Origin of the sequence: Mucilaginibacter sp. (genome assembly GCF_028288225.1) — a bacterium.
Lineage (GTDB): Bacteria > Bacteroidota > Bacteroidia > Sphingobacteriales > Sphingobacteriaceae > Mucilaginibacter.
Window position 1 is genome coordinate 1 of record NZ_JAQBOC010000059.1, and the last position, 15,910, is coordinate 15,910.

15 protein-coding genes and 1 pseudogene are annotated in these 15,910 nt (G+C 41.7%); 12 read left to right on the forward strand and 4 right to left on the reverse strand.

Annotated features, from left to right (window positions below; genetic code table 11):
• The 6 genes from JWQ54_RS18110 to JWQ54_RS18135 form a co-directional block, all read left to right on the forward strand.
• The coding region (locus JWQ54_RS18110) for a response regulator transcription factor (protein WP_299587615.1) at positions 1 to 624 on the forward strand (624 nt) is incomplete at its 5' end.
• Between the two features lie 80 nt (positions 625 to 704).
• Positions 705 to 1,151, forward strand: a complete 447-nt coding sequence (locus JWQ54_RS18115) for a hypothetical protein (RefSeq protein WP_299587617.1) — start codon at positions 705 to 707, stop codon at positions 1,149 to 1,151.
• A 148-nt stretch (positions 1,152 to 1,299) separates the two neighbouring features.
• Entirely contained in the window at positions 1,300 to 2,325 is a 1,026-nt protein-coding gene (gene hemE, locus JWQ54_RS18120; RefSeq protein ID WP_299587619.1) for a uroporphyrinogen decarboxylase, read from the forward strand.
• 116 nt (positions 2,326 to 2,441) lie between these two features.
• Positions 2,442 to 2,975, forward strand: a complete 534-nt coding sequence (gene hemJ, locus JWQ54_RS18125; protein WP_299587621.1) for a protoporphyrinogen oxidase HemJ — start codon at positions 2,442 to 2,444, stop codon at positions 2,973 to 2,975.
• Between the two features lie 232 nt (positions 2,976 to 3,207).
• Positions 3,208 to 3,525: a hypothetical protein gene (locus JWQ54_RS18130; protein WP_299587624.1), complete on the forward strand. Its 318-nt coding sequence runs from the start codon at positions 3,208 to 3,210 to the stop codon at positions 3,523 to 3,525.
• Between the two features lie 88 nt (positions 3,526 to 3,613).
• Positions 3,614 to 4,948, forward strand: a complete 1,335-nt coding sequence (locus JWQ54_RS18135; protein ID WP_299587627.1) for a sigma-54 dependent transcriptional regulator — start codon at positions 3,614 to 3,616, stop codon at positions 4,946 to 4,948.
• 6 nt (positions 4,949 to 4,954) lie between these two features.
• Here JWQ54_RS18135 and JWQ54_RS18140 read toward each other — a convergent pair whose 3' ends face one another.
• Positions 4,955 to 7,456 carry an ATP-binding protein gene (locus JWQ54_RS18140; RefSeq protein WP_299587630.1) on the reverse strand — a complete coding sequence of 834 codons (2,502 nt, stop codon included), beginning with the start codon at positions 7,454 to 7,456 and terminating at the stop codon, positions 4,955 to 4,957.
• 265 nt (positions 7,457 to 7,721) lie between these two features.
• On the opposite strand from JWQ54_RS18140, the gene JWQ54_RS18145 reads away from it, so the two are divergent.
• Together JWQ54_RS18145 and JWQ54_RS18150 are read left to right on the forward strand one after the other, a co-directional pair.
• Positions 7,722 to 8,045, forward strand: coding sequence for a helix-turn-helix transcriptional regulator (locus tag JWQ54_RS18145; RefSeq protein ID WP_299587633.1), 324 nt, complete (start codon positions 7,722 to 7,724; stop codon positions 8,043 to 8,045).
• A 26-nt stretch (positions 8,046 to 8,071) separates the two neighbouring features.
• Entirely contained in the window at positions 8,072 to 8,551 is a 480-nt protein-coding gene (locus JWQ54_RS18150; RefSeq protein ID WP_299587636.1) for an SRPBCC domain-containing protein, read from the forward strand.
• 151 nt (positions 8,552 to 8,702) lie between these two features.
• Here JWQ54_RS18150 and JWQ54_RS18155 read toward each other — a convergent pair whose 3' ends face one another.
• On the reverse strand, positions 8,703 to 10,235 hold the full coding sequence (locus tag JWQ54_RS18155; protein WP_299587638.1) for a serine hydrolase: 1,533 nt from the start codon (positions 10,233 to 10,235) through the stop codon (positions 8,703 to 8,705).
• Positions 10,236 to 10,328: 93 nt separating this feature from the next.
• On the opposite strand from JWQ54_RS18155, the gene JWQ54_RS18160 reads away from it, so the two are divergent.
• Entirely contained in the window at positions 10,329 to 12,518 is a 2,190-nt protein-coding gene (locus tag JWQ54_RS18160; protein ID WP_299587641.1) for a DPP IV N-terminal domain-containing protein, read from the forward strand.
• Between the two features lie 143 nt (positions 12,519 to 12,661).
• Here the strand turns inward: JWQ54_RS18160 and JWQ54_RS18165 are convergent, their stop codons facing one another.
• Both JWQ54_RS18165 and mutY read right to left on the reverse strand, forming a co-directional pair.
• Entirely contained in the window at positions 12,662 to 13,072 is a 411-nt protein-coding gene (locus JWQ54_RS18165; RefSeq protein WP_299587644.1) for a single-stranded DNA-binding protein, read from the reverse strand.
• Between the two features lie 25 nt (positions 13,073 to 13,097).
• Complete coding sequence (mutY, locus tag JWQ54_RS18170) at positions 13,098 to 14,144, reverse strand: A/G-specific adenine glycosylase (protein WP_299587647.1); 1,047 nt, start codon at positions 14,142 to 14,144, stop codon at positions 13,098 to 13,100.
• A gap of 180 nt (positions 14,145 to 14,324) precedes the next feature.
• Between mutY and JWQ54_RS18175 the strand changes: the two genes are divergently transcribed.
• The 3 genes and pseudogenes from JWQ54_RS18175 to JWQ54_RS18185 form a co-directional block, all read left to right on the forward strand.
• On the forward strand, positions 14,325 to 14,618 hold the full coding sequence (locus JWQ54_RS18175) for an HU family DNA-binding protein (protein ID WP_299587650.1): 294 nt from the start codon (positions 14,325 to 14,327) through the stop codon (positions 14,616 to 14,618).
• 11 nt (positions 14,619 to 14,629) lie between these two features.
• Entirely contained in the window at positions 14,630 to 15,505 is an 876-nt protein-coding gene (locus JWQ54_RS18180; RefSeq protein WP_299587653.1) for a tetratricopeptide repeat protein, read from the forward strand.
• 234 nt (positions 15,506 to 15,739) lie between these two features.
• A pseudogene (locus JWQ54_RS18185) lies at positions 15,740 to 15,910 on the forward strand (ribonuclease E/G); the annotation flags it as partial.

Below are 15,910 nucleotides of genomic sequence, written 5' to 3' on the forward strand. Positions count from 1 at the left end.
TATAAAGTATCAACCGCTAAAAATGGTAAAAAAGCGTTGCAGCTTTTTAAAGAAGAGCGTTTTAACTTAGTGATACTAGACGTAATGATGCCCGAAATAGATGGTTTTGTAGTTGCTGAAACTATCAGGCTAGAGAACTCTGAAGTGCCTATTATGTTTTTAACTGCTAAAAACACCAACGAAGATAAAATAGCAGGTTTAAAAAAGGGTGCAGATGACTATCTAACCAAACCTTTTAACCTTGAAGAACTGATACTAAGGGTAAACAACCTTGTAAAACGCAGCCTTAAAGGTGATGAGCTTAAAGAATTTAACAGCTACAAAATTGGCGATAAAACCATTCACTTTAACTCTTTTGAGCTGGTGAACGGCGATAGCTCAATAACCCCTTTAACAAAAAAAGAAACCATGCTGCTTAAGCTGCTGATAGAGCGTCGTAATGATGCAGTATCGCGCGAGCAGATCTTGGAAACAGTATGGAACTATGATGTTTATCCATCAACCCGTACTATTGATAACTTTATACTAACCTTTCGTAAATATTTTGAACCTGATCCTAAAAACCCGGTTTATTTTCATTCGATCCGTGGGGTAGGGTATAAGTTTACTGATAATCAGCATTAATGTTTGCAAACAGGACACGCTTATTCATTGGCTTTATATTTTTTTTGTCGCTGCTATTATTAGTTTATTTGCGGCAGTACATGTTTGCGTCAGTTGCCCTGATGTTTATTGTACTGCTTGCCTGGGATTATATAAGGCAGGGAACGCTTATTGTTGCGGCCAGGTATTTTCATCATAAGGATTATGACAAGGCTGAGCGCACATTAATGGAGATCTTTAATCCCCAATGGCTCAGCAAAAACCGCCGTGGTTATTATGAGTTTTTGATGGGTGGGGTTTGCCTGCAAAAGCAGGATTTTGAAGATGCCGAAAAACATTATGAAATAGCCGCCCAATATCCCCTGCGCTCTGTTAATGATCACGTAGCTGCATTGGTACATGTGGCCAACATCAGCATAAGGCAGGGTAATTTTGAAAAGGCCGATGCTTATTTACAGCTTACCGAAAAGCACCAGGATAATATAAATGCCAAAATGAAGGACGTGATTGCACGCCTTCGCCAGGAACTAAAAAAACACAAAAGATAGAGGAAAGATGCAAGAGTCAAGATGCAAGAATCAAGACAACTGTTGCTTCCAATACATTATAATTTAAGTTAAACAGAGCAGGGATGCAGGTCACGATCAAGAAAAAATCTTGATTCTTGACTCTTGATTTCCTGACTCTCTTCACATTATGAGAGATTCGTTATTAATAAAAGCAGCATTTTCTGAGAAAACTGAACGCCCGCCGGTGTGGATGATGCGCCAGGCTGGCCGTTTTATGAAAGAATATTGGGATATAAAGAACAAATATTCTTTTTTAGAGATGTGCAAAACCCCTGAGCTGGCAGCCGATGTTACCATGTTGCCTGTTGATCTTTTGGGAATAGATGCTGCTATTTTATTTTCAGATATACTGGTTACCGGCGAAGCGATGGGCGGCGACCTGAGCTTTTCACAGGGCATAGGCCCTAAATTTGCCAACCCGGTACGTACAAAGGCTGATATTGATAATTTGCAGACCGACGTGATTGACAGGCTTCAATACGTGGCCGATGCTATAAAAGTGATCCAGCAAAGGCTAAATGGCAACATTCCGTTAATAGGATTTGCGGGGGCACCTTTTACGGTAATGAGCTACCTTGTTGAAGGCGGATCGTCAAAAGACTTTAAGCTAACCAAGCTGATGCTGCATAATGAGCCGGAAATGGCTCATCAGCTTTTATCAAAAATAGCGACTGTAACAGCCGATTATTTGAATCTGCAGATTGCAGCAGGCGTAAACGCAGTACAGATCTTCGATAGCTGGGCCCAGGCCTTATCATGGGATGATTATAAAGAATTCTCTCACCGTTACATTGTTGAGATCATCAGTAAGCTTAACCGCAAGGATGTGCCCGTTATATCTTTCTGCAAAGGCAGCTCAGTTTTTGCACCGCTGATGGCCGAAGCAAAGCCCGATGTGATCTCTGTCGACTGGAACGTTGACCTGCTTGATATTAAAAAACGTTTACCCGCAGGCATAGCCGTACAGGGGAACCTTGACCCGCATATTTTGTATGCCGATAAAAAGGTGATTAAAGAACGGATCTACCGCTTGTTCGACAGGATGAAGGATGAAAAGGGCTTTATCTTTAACTTAGGTCATGGTATAATGCCGGATATTCCGTTTGATAATGTGAAGTATGCGGTAGAAGTTATAAAAGAATATGCCCCTTGACCCCCTAAAGGGGGAGCATTGGCGGCAGTATATTATAGATAATAATAAAACAATAGCCCACTTTAAAGGTCGGGGGCTTATAATTCCCCCTTTAGGGGGTTAGGGGGCTCAGCTTCATGTATAACTACATCCTTTCCATACATATCATTTTTGTAGTCTGCTGGATGGCGGGGCTGTTTTATATTGTGCGTTTGTTTATCTACCACACAGAAGCCCAGGACAAGCCCGAGCCTGACCGCACCATCCTCTCTAAGCAGTTCGAAATAATGGAGCGCAAGCTCTGGTATATTATCTCCGTGCCATCAATGGTGCTTGTTTTGGCTGCCGGCATCACCATGCTTTGCCTTGCCCCTGTTTGGCTCCAGCAGCCCTGGATGCACATCAAGCTTACTTTTGTTGCAGGGTTGATCGTATATCATTTCATCTGTCAAAATAAAATGAAACAGATGGCAAAAGGTATCTTTACGTGGACATCCACCCAACTCCGCATCTGGAACGAGGTGGCCACCCTCTTCCTGTTCGCCATTGTTTTTCTTGCCGTATTAAAAAATGCCGTAAACTGGATCTATGGCATCATAGGCCTGGTGCTTTTATCGCTCATCCTCATGTCGGCGGTGAAGATCTACAAGTATTACCGTACCAAAAAATAAGCCTCTTTCAATATAACCCACAGCGATTATAAAATCCTTTTGCCTCAAAATTAAGTGTATGATCAGCATTCCTGTTGCCTTTAAGGTCAAACTGTAGAATAAGTCAGCAATTTTATTTTTAGTGTATTTTATTAAACTGTTGATTTTAAGATTGATAATAAAATTAGTCCGTTTATGGCATCATTATGTATCATGGTATGGCATCATACATAAAAAACAAAAAATTATATTTATGAAAAGATTCATTTTATCAGCAGCAGTATTAGTTGTAGCAGGATTAGCTACAGTTAAAGCAAACAATTTAAAAACTAACATGCACACTGTTGCAATTGTTGCCCAGGCAGACAGCGTACAGAAAACTCCGATAAAATTAGAGCAACTTCCTGATCCTGTTAAAACAGTGCTTTCAAGTGATGTTTTTAAAACCTGGGTACCATCAACTGCATTTGCAGTAACAGCAGGCACAACTCAATATTATGAAGTTGACGTTAAAAAGGGCACCGAAACAAAAGCTCTAAAATTTGATAAAGACGGAAAAATAATTCAATAAACCCCAATTATATTGTTTTATCACCCCAAAAGGCTCCGATATACCGGGGCCTTTTGTATTTTTGCCAGGCAGACTACATCAAAAGCTTATGGCAAAAATATTAATAGTTGATGACGACCTTACTTTCTCTCAATTATTGCAGGGGTTTTTGCAAAAGCATGGACATAATATAACCACTGCTCAAAATATCAAGGCGGGGCTGAAGCTTATCAGTCAAAATACATTTGATCTTTTATTGCTGGACTATCGCCTGCCTGATGGCATTGGCCTTGATCTACTTATTAAAACCAGGGAAAGCGGGTCCGTTGTCCCGGTGATTATCATGACCAGTTTTAACGATGTGCGTACAGCGGTAAAAGCCATCCAGTCGGGCGCGTTTGATTACATTACAAAGCCGGTTAACCCTGAGGAATTGCTGATGATAATGAGCGATGCACTGGGAGAAAAAAAGGAACAGCCGGTTGCCGCGCATGGCGATCAGCCCGAATTTATAAAAGGCAATAGCCATGATTCCGACAAACTGTATGAGCATATTGATGTAGTTGCACCAACCGATATGGCTATACTGCTACAGGGCGAAACCGGTACAGGCAAAGAGTATGTGGCCAGGATTATCCACAGGCAAAGTAAGCGCTCGTCAAAACCATTTGTGGCTATTGATTGCGGTGCACTGTCAAAAGACCTGGCGGCAAGTGAGCTGTTCGGGCACATAAAAGGTGCCTTTACAGGTGCAATTGCCGATAAGAAAGGGATGTTTGAATATGCAGATGGAGGTACGCTGTTTTTAGACGAAGTGGGCAACCTGAGCTATGATGTGCAGGTAAAATTATTGCGTGCCCTGCAGGAAAAAGTAATACAACCGTTAGGCAGCAACAAACAAATACCGGTTAATGTAAGAATAATTACGGCAACCAATGATGATTTGGTGAACAGCGTAAGCGGGGGGGATTTCAGACAGGATCTTTATCACCGGATCAATGAGTTTAAGATCCAGCTGTCTCCGTTAAGGGCAAGAGGGAGCGATATAGATACCTTTATAAAACATTTTATAAACCTGGCAAATACTGAGTTAGGCCGCAATGTTAGTAACCTATCCCCTGAAGCAAAAGAAATACTGCATAAATACGACTGGCCGGGTAATTTACGCGAGCTTAAAAATGTAATTAAGCGTATGGTTTTACTAAGTCATGATGATATTGCCGGCGCCGATACTTTGCCCGATGAAATGTTATTTTCAGTATCAAACAATATTCCCCAAAATCGCGAATCAGACCTTAAAGCGCAAAATGAGGTCAATGAAAAACAATTGATCCAAAAAACGCTGATCCAGGTAAAGTACAATAAATCAAAGGCGGCCAAACTTCTTAACATTGACCGTAAAACGCTTTACAGCAAAATTGAACGTTACGGATTGGATAGTTAGTTTTTGTTAAACCGTTTCAATAAAACTGTAATTGCGTGTGGCTATAGCCAGGTCATGCAGCTTTTGGGTCAGGGCTAAAATATTCTTGACCCTGGTTGCAGTAAATTTTTTATCCCTGTTCAATTCAATTTCAGCCAAACGAAAACATTCTGCCAGTTCCCTTGCTCCTGCCTGGGCGGTACGGCCTGCAATGCGGTGGATAAGCAGCAATACATTTTCAATATTTTGTGCATCTATTCCAGTCTTTAGCTCCTCAACATCCTTAATGCTATCGGCAGCAAAACGGGCAAGTATTTTAGCTGTTAGTTCCGGGTCGCCCATGGTCATCTTTTCAATGGCGGTAATATTAATTTGCGGTAAGCTGTTCTCATAATTTGTACTGCCTTTTACCAATGCCACCAATTCGCTCTCCCTAAATGGCTTCATCAACAAACCATTAAATCCCTGCGCTAAAACAGATTCGCGCTCACCAGGCAATGCCTGCGCCGTAAGGGCGTATATCATCACATCAGCTGGCACTTGTTGACGTAACAGGTGGCAAAGCTCCATGCCACTCATTTCGGGCATCCGGATATCCAGCAACAAATATTTCACGGCGGCATCCCACGGGGTGTTTAAAATCTCGTTGGGTGAAGTAAAGCAGCGGTATACAATGTTATTGTTATCAAAGATCCTGGAGCAAAGCTCAAGAATAAAAGGGTCATCATCAATAATCCAAACTTTATTAGCAGCCGGGTTGGAAACTGTTTGTGCAGCGGGTGCCACTGTTTTAACAGGTTGTTGTGCTTTTTCAAACTGCAGGTCGAAGCTAAAACTGCTGCCCTTGCCCGGCTTACTTTTTACGGTGATGCTGCCACCCTGGCTTTCTATAAGCTCTTTGGTTATAGGCAAACCAAGGCCCGTACCTGCATGGCCTTGCTTTTCATCACCGGCCTGTTCAAACTCATTAAAGATCCGCTCTTTATCCGCTGCCGAAAGACCGATACCAGTATCAGTAACATCAAAATGATATTGCAGCCCGTCATCAGCCTGCTGCATTCTTACGGTTAAAATAACCCCGCCCTGCTGTGTAAACTTAATAGCATTGCCCAACAAATTAAAAAGTATTTGTTTTAACCGGAACGGATCGCCGGTTACAAAAGCCGGAACGGTATTATCATAATCTGTTTCAAGAGTAATGGCTTTTTTATCAGCTTCAAGGCGCATCACAAATATAACCTCATCAAGCAGGGTTAGCATATCAAATGGCTGGCTGGCAAAACTGAACTTGCCCGATATGATCCTGTTGTAATCAAGCACCTCATTAATGATCTGCATTAAATGACCTGATGAGCGGTAAATGGCCTGAATGTCTTTTTTCTGCGGATATTCCTGCTGGGTGATCATTTCGGCATAGCCGATGATGGATTGTAAAGGTGTGCGGATCTCATGACTCATGTTTGACAGGAAGCGGTGCTTGGCCAGTGCATGGTATTCTGCCTCGTCCTTTGCCAGTTCAAGCTCTTTACGGTATTTATTTATCCGTGATATATCTCTTAAAATAAAGTACACCAATAAAACAGTAAGGATAACAAATGCCAGCATAATTATACTAATGCGCTTAATACTGCTTTTAACCATGTTTTTAGCAGCCTGGTTATTTATAGCGGCCTGGGCCACTACTTCAGTTTCCACCTTCTTTAGTATGGTAACTATCTGGTGGATAATATTTGCGCTTGATCGGGTTAGCACCGCCTCCCGGTTAACAAATAAGGCGCTTTTTTTTTGCTGGATCTCTTCCAGGTCTTTCATAGTTTGCCCCAACTCCTTCAGCAGGCTATCCTGGATAGCTTTTGCAAGGGTATCATGCTTTACATTTAATTCCTCGGCAACTATCTGGTAAGGTTTGCTCAACGAGTCGGTGTCTTTGTTTTTTTTCTTCCCGAAGAGTTTGTTAAAAAAGCTTCTGTTGTCTCTTTTATCAGTTACCGGTGGTGCAGGATAAACAGTTGTAGTTAACGTTTTCTTTTCTGTTGTAGTAACCGTGCTGTCGGCCTGCTGGGAACTTTTGTCTACTATATCATTTAAGCTTTCTACCTGGGCCGAAAATGATCTATTATCAATAAGCCCTTCCCGTACTTTAAGATAGTTCGCAAATAAGCGGTCCCGGTCCTCCAATAATTTTTTTAAAGTATTAAGCCGTAGTACCTGAGTGGATTTTGCGGGGTAAAGGGTTTCTAATGTGTCAATTTTTAAGATCAGTTTTTTTGAATCAATAAAGCCATAGTACTTGTCGGGATTGTTAAGTGAACGGGCTTTTTGTACCTGGTCTATCCGGGCTATCCCACGCGACAGGTCATTAACCAGGCGCAGTTTATCATTTGGCGCAGAAACATTTGCGAACGCATTCAGCATGGCTGTAAATGCATCCTTGCTGGTGCTCCAGGCCATGAAAAGGGCAATGCAGGCCAATATGGCAGCAATAATTATTTTTCCTTTTACAGACCGGATAAAACTGGTTTTATGCACGTTTTGATGTTTTTAATGCGCAGGATTATGCAACTTCCTCCTTTAGAATCGTGATAGGATTTTCGCTAACGATTTTCCCCTTCCTTCACCTCATCCCACACAAAGTCGCAACCCATACTATTTATACCATAACGTAAAAATCGAAAATATGTGTTTTCTGAACTAAAAATGAGAAAAAGTGTGCCTAAAAATTATTAAAAAAAGATTTGCGCAATCATCTAATTGCATTAAATTTGCAATTAGATGATTGCATAAATTAAATAAAATGGAAATCAGGAGAGATGTATTCCAGGCAATAGCCGACCCGGTACGAAGAGAAATAATTAAAGTAGTAGCCAATGAAAGCCTAACGCTAAATGGCATAGCTGATGCTTTTAAAATCAGCAGGCAGGCGATATCAAATCATGTTAAGATATTAACAGAATGCGGCATTGTCGTGATAAATCAGAAAGGACGGGAGCGCTATTGCGAGATCAAACTCGATAAGTTAAACGAAGTAGCCGCCTGGGTTGCACCATACAAAAAATTATGGGAAAAGCGCCTGGATAAACTTGACAATTTGCTTGACGAGCTTCAAACTAATAACTAAATAAACCAATTAATTACCTAACCAATATGAACCCAAAAATTGAAGTTACCCGCGTATTTAGTGCCCCTGTAGAACTTGTATGGAAAACCTGGACTGAGCCTGCGCTGGTTATGCGCTGGTGGGGGCCTGATCATTTCACCTGCCCAAGCGCAATAATTGACTTTCGTGTAGGTGCAACATCAATAGTTTGCATGCGGGCGCCTGAAAGCTTTCGTGGTGGTGGAGATACGTTTAGCATCTGGACCTATAAAAAGATAGTACCGCATGAGATGATTGAGTTTGTGATGAACCTGGCAGACAAGGATGGCAACAAAGCCAATCCAACCGACCTGGGAATGCCTCCCGATTTCCCGGTAGATATTCGTACTGTAGTTGCCTTTAAAGACCTGGGCAATAGTAAAACCGAAATGACTGTTACAGAATACGCAGACTATGGCCAGATGTCTCATTTTGCGCAACTTGGTCTTGAGCAGAGCCTGGATAAAATGGTGGCTATTTTTGACTAAGATTTGTAGGATTTAAGGATTGCCGGGATTGGAAGGCTTGAATATAGAATAATGAATTTTGAATATCGAACTCCGAATTACTTCATCATTCATTATTTTGTGTTCGGTATTCGTTTAACCCGTTGATCTGCGGCATTCCCCCTTTAGGGGGTTAGGGGGCTTTCGTAAACTCATAAGGATCCCGTTCAACAAAATCAGCCACTTTAACCTTTATGCCCTTTACAGTGCCATTTTGTACCATGAAAGGAAACACTGCTTTGCCTAAAGTAGCATCAGAAAAGGTAGCGTAAAAGCGGTTGCCACCAAGTGGTTGTAAGTGCGTGAACATTTTGGGGTGATGCTCAAAACGGATCTCCAGGTCGTTGTTCTCGCCTTGTGTAATTGTAAGGCTGCCATATAGATCATTTACATATTTACCGGTATAGCTTGCCGGCAATAATGCGGGCTTAGGGTTCAGCGCAACAGAATCACGCAGTTTTTTATCGGCTGTTTGCTCAGCAGCGGCATCATTTTTATACGCAGCCAAATAGGTGTCGCTGTAATTGCGGTATTGCTTTTTAAAATAAGCATCCATTATTTCCCAGCGCAGGGCCTCAAAAAAATTATTCTGATCTGTATTGGTCAATATAACTATCCCCAGGTGCTCCTCGGGTACCAGCGTTACAGACGACAAGTAGCCGTTTACACCGCCATCGTGCATTATGAGGTGCTTGCCGGCATAGTCCTGTATCATCCATCCAAGCCCGTACAACTCGTAATTCGTTGAACCGTCCGGATGGCTAACCCTGCCCATAATATCCTGCGCCTGGCGTGTGGCCTGTATGGCTGCTAAAGGTATAACCTGCCTGGCACCAACCTTGCCATCATTAAGCAGCGCAAGTACCCATTTGCTCATGTCATTTACAGACGAGCTTATGCCGCCTGCTGGTGCAAGCCCGTCTATCTGGCAGTAAGGGATAGGCGATAGGCGGCCGTCTATAAGCGTATGCGGAACCGTTCTGTTTAATGACTTGGGCAAATCAGCAGTTAAGGCCAGCGTATTACTCATGCCAAGCGGAGCGAAAATGTTTTCCTTAAGATAGGTTTCCCAGGGCTTGCCTGTTACAACTGGGATGATCTCGCCTGCAGTTAAAAATGCGGCATTGGTATAGCCCCACCTGGTGCGGAAAGGATAAGCGGCCTTAAGCATTCCCAGCCGTTGAATAATATCGCTGCGGGTTAAATTGGTGTTATAAAAAGTAAAATCTCCCTGGAAGGTTTGAAAGCCCAGGCGATGACATAATAAGTCGCGGATAACAGCCATTTCGCCTGCAGGTTTGTCGGCTAGTTTAAACTGCGGCAGGTATTTGGTAACCTTATCATCCAGCGAAAGCTTTTTATCATTTTGCAGCATGGCAAGTGCAGTGGCTGTAAAAGCTTTGGTATTGCTGCCTATCATAAACAGGGTATTTATATCCACTTTGGCAGGCAGCCCCAGCTCTTTTATCCCGTAAGCTTTCATCAATACTATTTTGCCATCCTTAACAATACATACGGCTGCACCCGGGATGCGCCAGTTGGTTAATGCGCGGTTAATATAAAAATCGAGGCTGTCCTTAATAAATTTACTCCTGTCAATATGCTGGGCAAAAGTTAATGTTACACAGCTAAAAAGGCCAACCACACATAGAAGTATTTTTTTCATTACAGATATTTGTTACAGGCTATAAAGTGCTAATTTAACGGAAAATTTACCGCCGGATTATTTATAAATAAAATAAAGCTAAAAACTGACCCAATGGATATTAAACGTTACCGATTAAAACTAATGCCCCTCCTGTTGTTAATGCTGATACTTACACAGTTGTCTGTAAAAGCCCAACGCGGCAAAACGCACTGGGCGGCAGATGGCTATCAATACTATCGTGGAGATGCATCTGGGATAGTGGAGCTTGACACCCGCGATGCCAATAAAAAAACTGTTTTGGTAAGTACTGAAATGCTTACGCCGTCGGGAAAACCCCCGCTTAAGGTGGCTAATTTTACGCTGTCAGATGATGGACAAAAGGTATTGATATTTACCAACACGCAAAGGGTTTGGCGTTATAATACCCGTGGCGACTACTGGATATATGACCTTACGGCTAAAACTTTAAAGCAACTTGGTACTGCAAGGCCCGCATCATCATTAATGTTTACCAAACTATCGCCGGATGGAACAAAGGCGGCCTATGTTAGTGAGCACAATGTTTTTACAGAAGACCTTACAACCGGCGCAGTTAAGCAATTAACTTTTGATGGCACGCAAACACTTATAAACGGCACATTTGATTGGGCCTATGAGGAAGAGTTTGATTGCAGGGACGGCTTTCGCTGGTCGCCTGATAGCAAGAACATTGCTTATTGGCAGATAAATGCGGCAAGTACAAAGAAGTATTTAATGCTCAACACCACAGATTCCATTTACCCATACGTTGTTCCGGTTGAATACCCGGTTGCCGGTGAAAACCCAAGTGCATGCAAAATAGCTGTAGTTGATGTTGCTACCGGTAAAATAACCTGGATGAACATTCCTGGTGATGCCATTCAACATTACATCCCGCGCATGGAGTGGACGACAAACTCAAATCAAATTATATTAGAGCAATTGAACCGCGCCCAAACCGAGAGCAAAGTATTTACAGCCAATGTGTCAAACGGTACAGCGATGGTGATCCACACAGAAAGCGACAAAGCCTGGATTGATGGCAAAGCGCGCTGGAATGGTGGTGACCCTGTAGGCTGGGAGTGGATAAACAAAGGCAAGGACTTTCTGTGGATCAGCGAAAAAGACGGCTGGAGACATATCTCGAAAATTGACAGGGATGGTAAAGAAACATTAATTACCAAAGGTGATTATGATGTGGAATCCCTCAACCTGATAGACGAAGCCGGCGGTTATATTTATTTTATGGCCTCGCCTGATAATGCTACACAAAAATACCTTTACCGGATAAAATTAAGTGGGGGCAAGGCAGAGCGTGTAACGCCTGCTGATGAGCCAGGAACCCATGCCTATGAAATTTCGCCAAACGGAAAGATAGGGCTGCACAATTTTTCAAATAGCTACACACCTTATCAAAGCGAAGTTGTTAGCCTGCCTAATCATAAGCACCTGAGCGGAACTGCAATAAAGTTAAACCAGGAAGCCAAAAACAAACCGGAATTTTTTAAGGTAAAAACTGTTGATGGTGTTACAATGGACGGCTGGATGGTTAAGCCAACAAACTTTGATTCAACAAAAAAATACCCGGTTGTATTTTACGTTTACAGCGAGCCTGCCGGAGCTACCGTAACTGATGCGTATGGAGCCACCAGGAATGGCGAATACGTTGGCAATATGGCCGATGACGGATATATCTACATCTCGTTGGATAACCGCGGAACCCCTGCACCAAAAGGGGCTGAATGGCGTAAATCCATATATAAAAATATCGGAATAATAAATATTGAAGACCAGGCAATGGGCGCTAAGGAGATCCTGAAATGGCCATTCGTCGATTCGGCGAGGGTGGCAGTTTGGGGATGGAGCGGTGGCGGTTCATGTACCCTTAACCTTATGTTTCAGCACCCCGAAATTTATAAAACCGGCATAGCTGTTGCAGCTGTGGGCTGGCAGTTAACTTATGATAATATTTACCAGGAGCGATACATGGGTGTGCCTGTTGATGATGCAAGCCGTGAAGTATTTATCAAAGGATCGCCTATAACTTATGCTAAAAACCTGCGCGGCAATTTATTATATGTACATGGCACAGGTGATGATAATGTGCATTATAAAAACGCAGAGATGCTGATAAATGAGTTGGTTAAATACAACAGGCAGTTTCAGTTAATGTCGTATCCTAACCGTTCGCATGGCATTTATGAAGGGCCTGGCACCAGCCAGCACTTGCGTACCTTGTATACCCAATATTTAAAAGAGCATTGCCCTCCGGGAGGAAGATAAACTAAGATTTATAGGAGTAAAGGATGATAGGATTGTAAAAATCATTCCTTTAATCATCAAGTCCTGCAAATCTTAGTTCGTATCAAAAAAAGCCACCAGGTTATCCCTGCGTGGCTTTTTCAATTTAAGGTTTATAACTGGTCTTAATATTGTATATCCGCATTATTGGCTGCTTCAGCCGCTTTGGTTGCTGGTTTATTTGTAGCACCGTCATTTTCAAAATCGGTTTTGCGGCCAAGCAATGTAAAATTTTCAGCAATTACTTCAGTAGTATATTTTTTTATTCCTTCTTTATCTTCAAATGAGCGGGTATGCAGCTTGCCTTCAATATAAACAAGCTTGCCCTTTTGCAAAAATTTTGCAGCTACATCGGCAAGGCCTCTCCACATCACAATATTATGCCATTCGGTTTGTTCAACCTTACGACCATCTTTATTAAAACTTTCGGAAGTTGCTAATGGAAAACTTACTACAGAAACACCGCCTTCTAAAAACCGGGCCTCCGGATCTTTACCCAGATGACCTACCAATATTACTTTGTTAACGCCTGACATATATTGTAAAGCAACAAAAAATATATTACAAATTAAAAATATTTTTTATAAATATAAATATGATCTTCGGAATAGCTAATTTTTTAAGATCTTCAACTGATGTGTATAGCCATTGTTCCTTCAATTTTATGGGTTTACTTTGCAGTTTTATCAGGCGCACGTAAAGCCGTTGATGGGTAAGCACATGCTTTTTTACCGGAGATATTTCTGTTACTTTCAGATCATTCCCAAACAAGCCGGTCACCATTGGATGGCTGAATAATGCATCAGGAGGAAGCAGGGCCGTCGTTTCAATTAATGGCAGATCGTACATATTCGCCCAAATATCGGTTTGGTCCCTTTTGTTTACCAGTACTTTATGCCCATCTGTAACTAAAAAATAATTAAAATACCGTTCGCGCACTTTTATTTTATTTAATTTAACTGGTAAGCTATTAATTGCGTTATGCTTAAAAGCATAGCAGCCTGTTCTCACCGGGCAAATTCCGCAGGCCGGGTTTTTAGGCTTGCAAATTACTGCGCCAAACTCCATCATAGCCTGGTTATGCAAACCTGGATTTTGCTTATTAAGAAAATCGTTGGCCGCCTGTTGAAATATTTTTTTACCTTTTGTGCTGTTTATAGGTTCATCAATTCCCAAATAACGCGCTATTACCCGGTAAACATTTCCGTCAACAACAGCTTTAGCTTCGTTTAACGAAAATGAGGCTATTGCCGCAGCTGTATATTCGCCAATACCTTTTAGCTTTATAAGCTCGTCATAAGTTTGCGGGAATTGACCTTTATGGATCTCCTGCACCAGGCGGGCAGTTTTAAGCATATTGCGCCCCCTCGAATAATAACCCAGGCCCTGCCATAATTTCAGGATCTCATCCTCGCTGGCTGCGGCAAAACTGCCAACATTCGGGTATTGTTCCAGGAAGCGGCTAAAGTAAGGCATGCCCTGCTCCACGCGGGTTTGCTGTAAAATAATTTCCGAAAGCCATATCACATATGCATCGGTAGTATTGCGCCATGGTAGGTCGCGCTTATTTTCCTGGTACCAGTGTGCCAGCTCGTTATTAAAATCCATCCGGTGCAAAAGTAACAATGAAAAGATGCCATTTTATGGTAATTTTTTTTGCCTTTTGGCTGAATTTCAGCATGTAATAAAAAAATTATGTTAATTATTTCAATCTTTAGTAATAAAGAGATACTTTTGCAACCCCAAATCAGTTAAGTAATAGTATAAATAATAAAAGAAAAAGCAGATATGACTAAGGCAGAAATTATAACTGAAATCTCGTCCAAGACCGGTATTGAGAAAGTTGACGTTCAGGAAACTGTTGAGGCGTTTTTTAAAGTAGTAAAAACCTCGATGGTTGGTGGCGAAAACGTTTATGTAAGAGGTTTCGGTAGTTTTGTTGTAAAGAAAAGGGCTAAAAAAACAGCGCGTAATATTTCAAAAAACACTGCCATTATTATCCCGGAACATTTTGTACCGAGTTTTAAGCCGGCTAAAACTTTTGTTGACAAAGTTAGGACTGGTAACAAGGTTAGCAAATAATTTACTACGCAATGCATAAAAAACAAATAGTTGTAATTGTAATAGTTGTTGCTATTATGGGCTATTTGTATTCATTGCCGGTAAAGGGGCTTATAAAGCCCAAGGACGCACAGGGGCACACCAATACCACTGCTGCCGAAAGCCGGCCGGTTACCCATGTTGATGTGGCGATGGTATCAGCAGCAGCCAAAATTTTAATTGGTCCCGCATTATCTGCACAGATAAATGACCTGGAAGGCCAATTAAAAAATGCAACTGCTGAAACCGATAAGCTTGATCTGCAAAAGAAACTGGCCAAACTGTGGGATGATGTAAATCAGCCTGCTCCGGCAGCATTTTATTACCAGGCTATAGCCCAAAAGGAAAATAAGTTTGACGAATGGTTAAATGCAGGCAGCCGTTTTAATGATGCCTACAAAACAAGCCAGGATACAGTGTCGCAGCCATCATTTGTTATAAATGCAATTGCGGGTTACAAAAACGCTGTTAAGCTCAAACCTGCGGACCTTGATGCTAAAACCGGTTTAGGTGTTGCTTATGTAAACCAAACCAGCTTAGGTATCACTGATCCCGACGGAGGTTCGCCAATGCAGGGGATCATGTTGCTGCTTGATGTTGTTAAACAGGACCCGAAAAACAGGAATGCAAATTTAAGCCTCGGTTTATTTGCCATGAAATCCGGCCAGTATGAAAAAGCTGTGCAAAGGTTTAAAACCATAATTGCACAGAAAGCTGAACTTGAGCCTTATTTTTACCTGGCAGAAAGCTATAAGCAGCTGGGGCAAAAAAAGGAAGCTATTGACGCTTACCAGAAATGTAAAGAGATGATGTCCGATCCGGCATTTAATCAGCGCATTGATGAGTACATAAAAGAATTAAAGAATTAATCACAAATAAAAATTATTATTATGCCGAGCGGTAAAAAACGTAAAAGACACAAAATGGCTACTCATAAACGTAAAAAGCGTTTAAGAAAAAACAGACATAAAAAGAAATAAGCTGCTTTTTAGCAACTTATTTTTCGCTGTTAAGAGAGCGAGTACAGTTTTGTTTTTTACCCCTATAGTAAAAAATTCGGTCCCGGTATTTACCGGGCTACCGTTAAAGAAATGGAGTAGCAGTTGATAAAAGAATTAATTATCGATTCATCCCCTAACGGGGCTACCATTGCATTATTACAGGATAAACAACTTGGAGAACTACATAAAGAGCAAATCAGCAACAATTATACTGTTGGTGATATATATCTGGGCCGTATTAAAAAAATAATGCCCGGTTTAAATGCTGCTTTT

What these genes read in the sequence shown, in the direction of transcription:
- JWQ54_RS18115 (WP_299587617.1), top strand. Translation starts at nt 705, where the DNA reads ATGTTTGCGTCAGTTGCCCTGATGTTTATTGTACTGCTTGCCTGGGAT.
- hemE (WP_299587619.1), top strand. Translation starts at nt 1,300, where the DNA reads ATGAGAGATTCGTTATTAATAAAAGCAGCATTTTCTGAGAAAACTGAA.
- hemJ (WP_299587621.1), top strand. Translation starts at nt 2,442, where the DNA reads ATGTATAACTACATCCTTTCCATACATATCATTTTTGTAGTCTGCTGG.
- JWQ54_RS18130 (WP_299587624.1), top strand. Translation starts at nt 3,208, where the DNA reads ATGAAAAGATTCATTTTATCAGCAGCAGTATTAGTTGTAGCAGGATTA.
- JWQ54_RS18135 (WP_299587627.1), top strand. Translation starts at nt 3,614, where the DNA reads ATGGCAAAAATATTAATAGTTGATGACGACCTTACTTTCTCTCAATTA.
- JWQ54_RS18145 (WP_299587633.1), top strand. Translation starts at nt 7,722, where the DNA reads ATGGAAATCAGGAGAGATGTATTCCAGGCAATAGCCGACCCGGTACGA.
- JWQ54_RS18150 (WP_299587636.1), top strand. Translation starts at nt 8,072, where the DNA reads ATGAACCCAAAAATTGAAGTTACCCGCGTATTTAGTGCCCCTGTAGAA.
- JWQ54_RS18155 (WP_299587638.1), bottom strand. Translation starts at nt 10,235, where the DNA reads ATGAAAAAAATACTTCTATGTGTGGTTGGCCTTTTTAGCTGTGTAACA.
- JWQ54_RS18160 (WP_299587641.1), top strand. Translation starts at nt 10,329, where the DNA reads ATGGATATTAAACGTTACCGATTAAAACTAATGCCCCTCCTGTTGTTA.
- JWQ54_RS18165 (WP_299587644.1), bottom strand. Translation starts at nt 13,072, where the DNA reads ATGTCAGGCGTTAACAAAGTAATATTGGTAGGTCATCTGGGTAAAGAT.
- mutY (WP_299587647.1), bottom strand. Translation starts at nt 14,144, where the DNA reads ATGGATTTTAATAACGAGCTGGCACACTGGTACCAGGAAAATAAGCGC.
- JWQ54_RS18175 (WP_299587650.1), top strand. Translation starts at nt 14,325, where the DNA reads ATGACTAAGGCAGAAATTATAACTGAAATCTCGTCCAAGACCGGTATT.
- JWQ54_RS18180 (WP_299587653.1), top strand. Translation starts at nt 14,630, where the DNA reads ATGCATAAAAAACAAATAGTTGTAATTGTAATAGTTGTTGCTATTATG.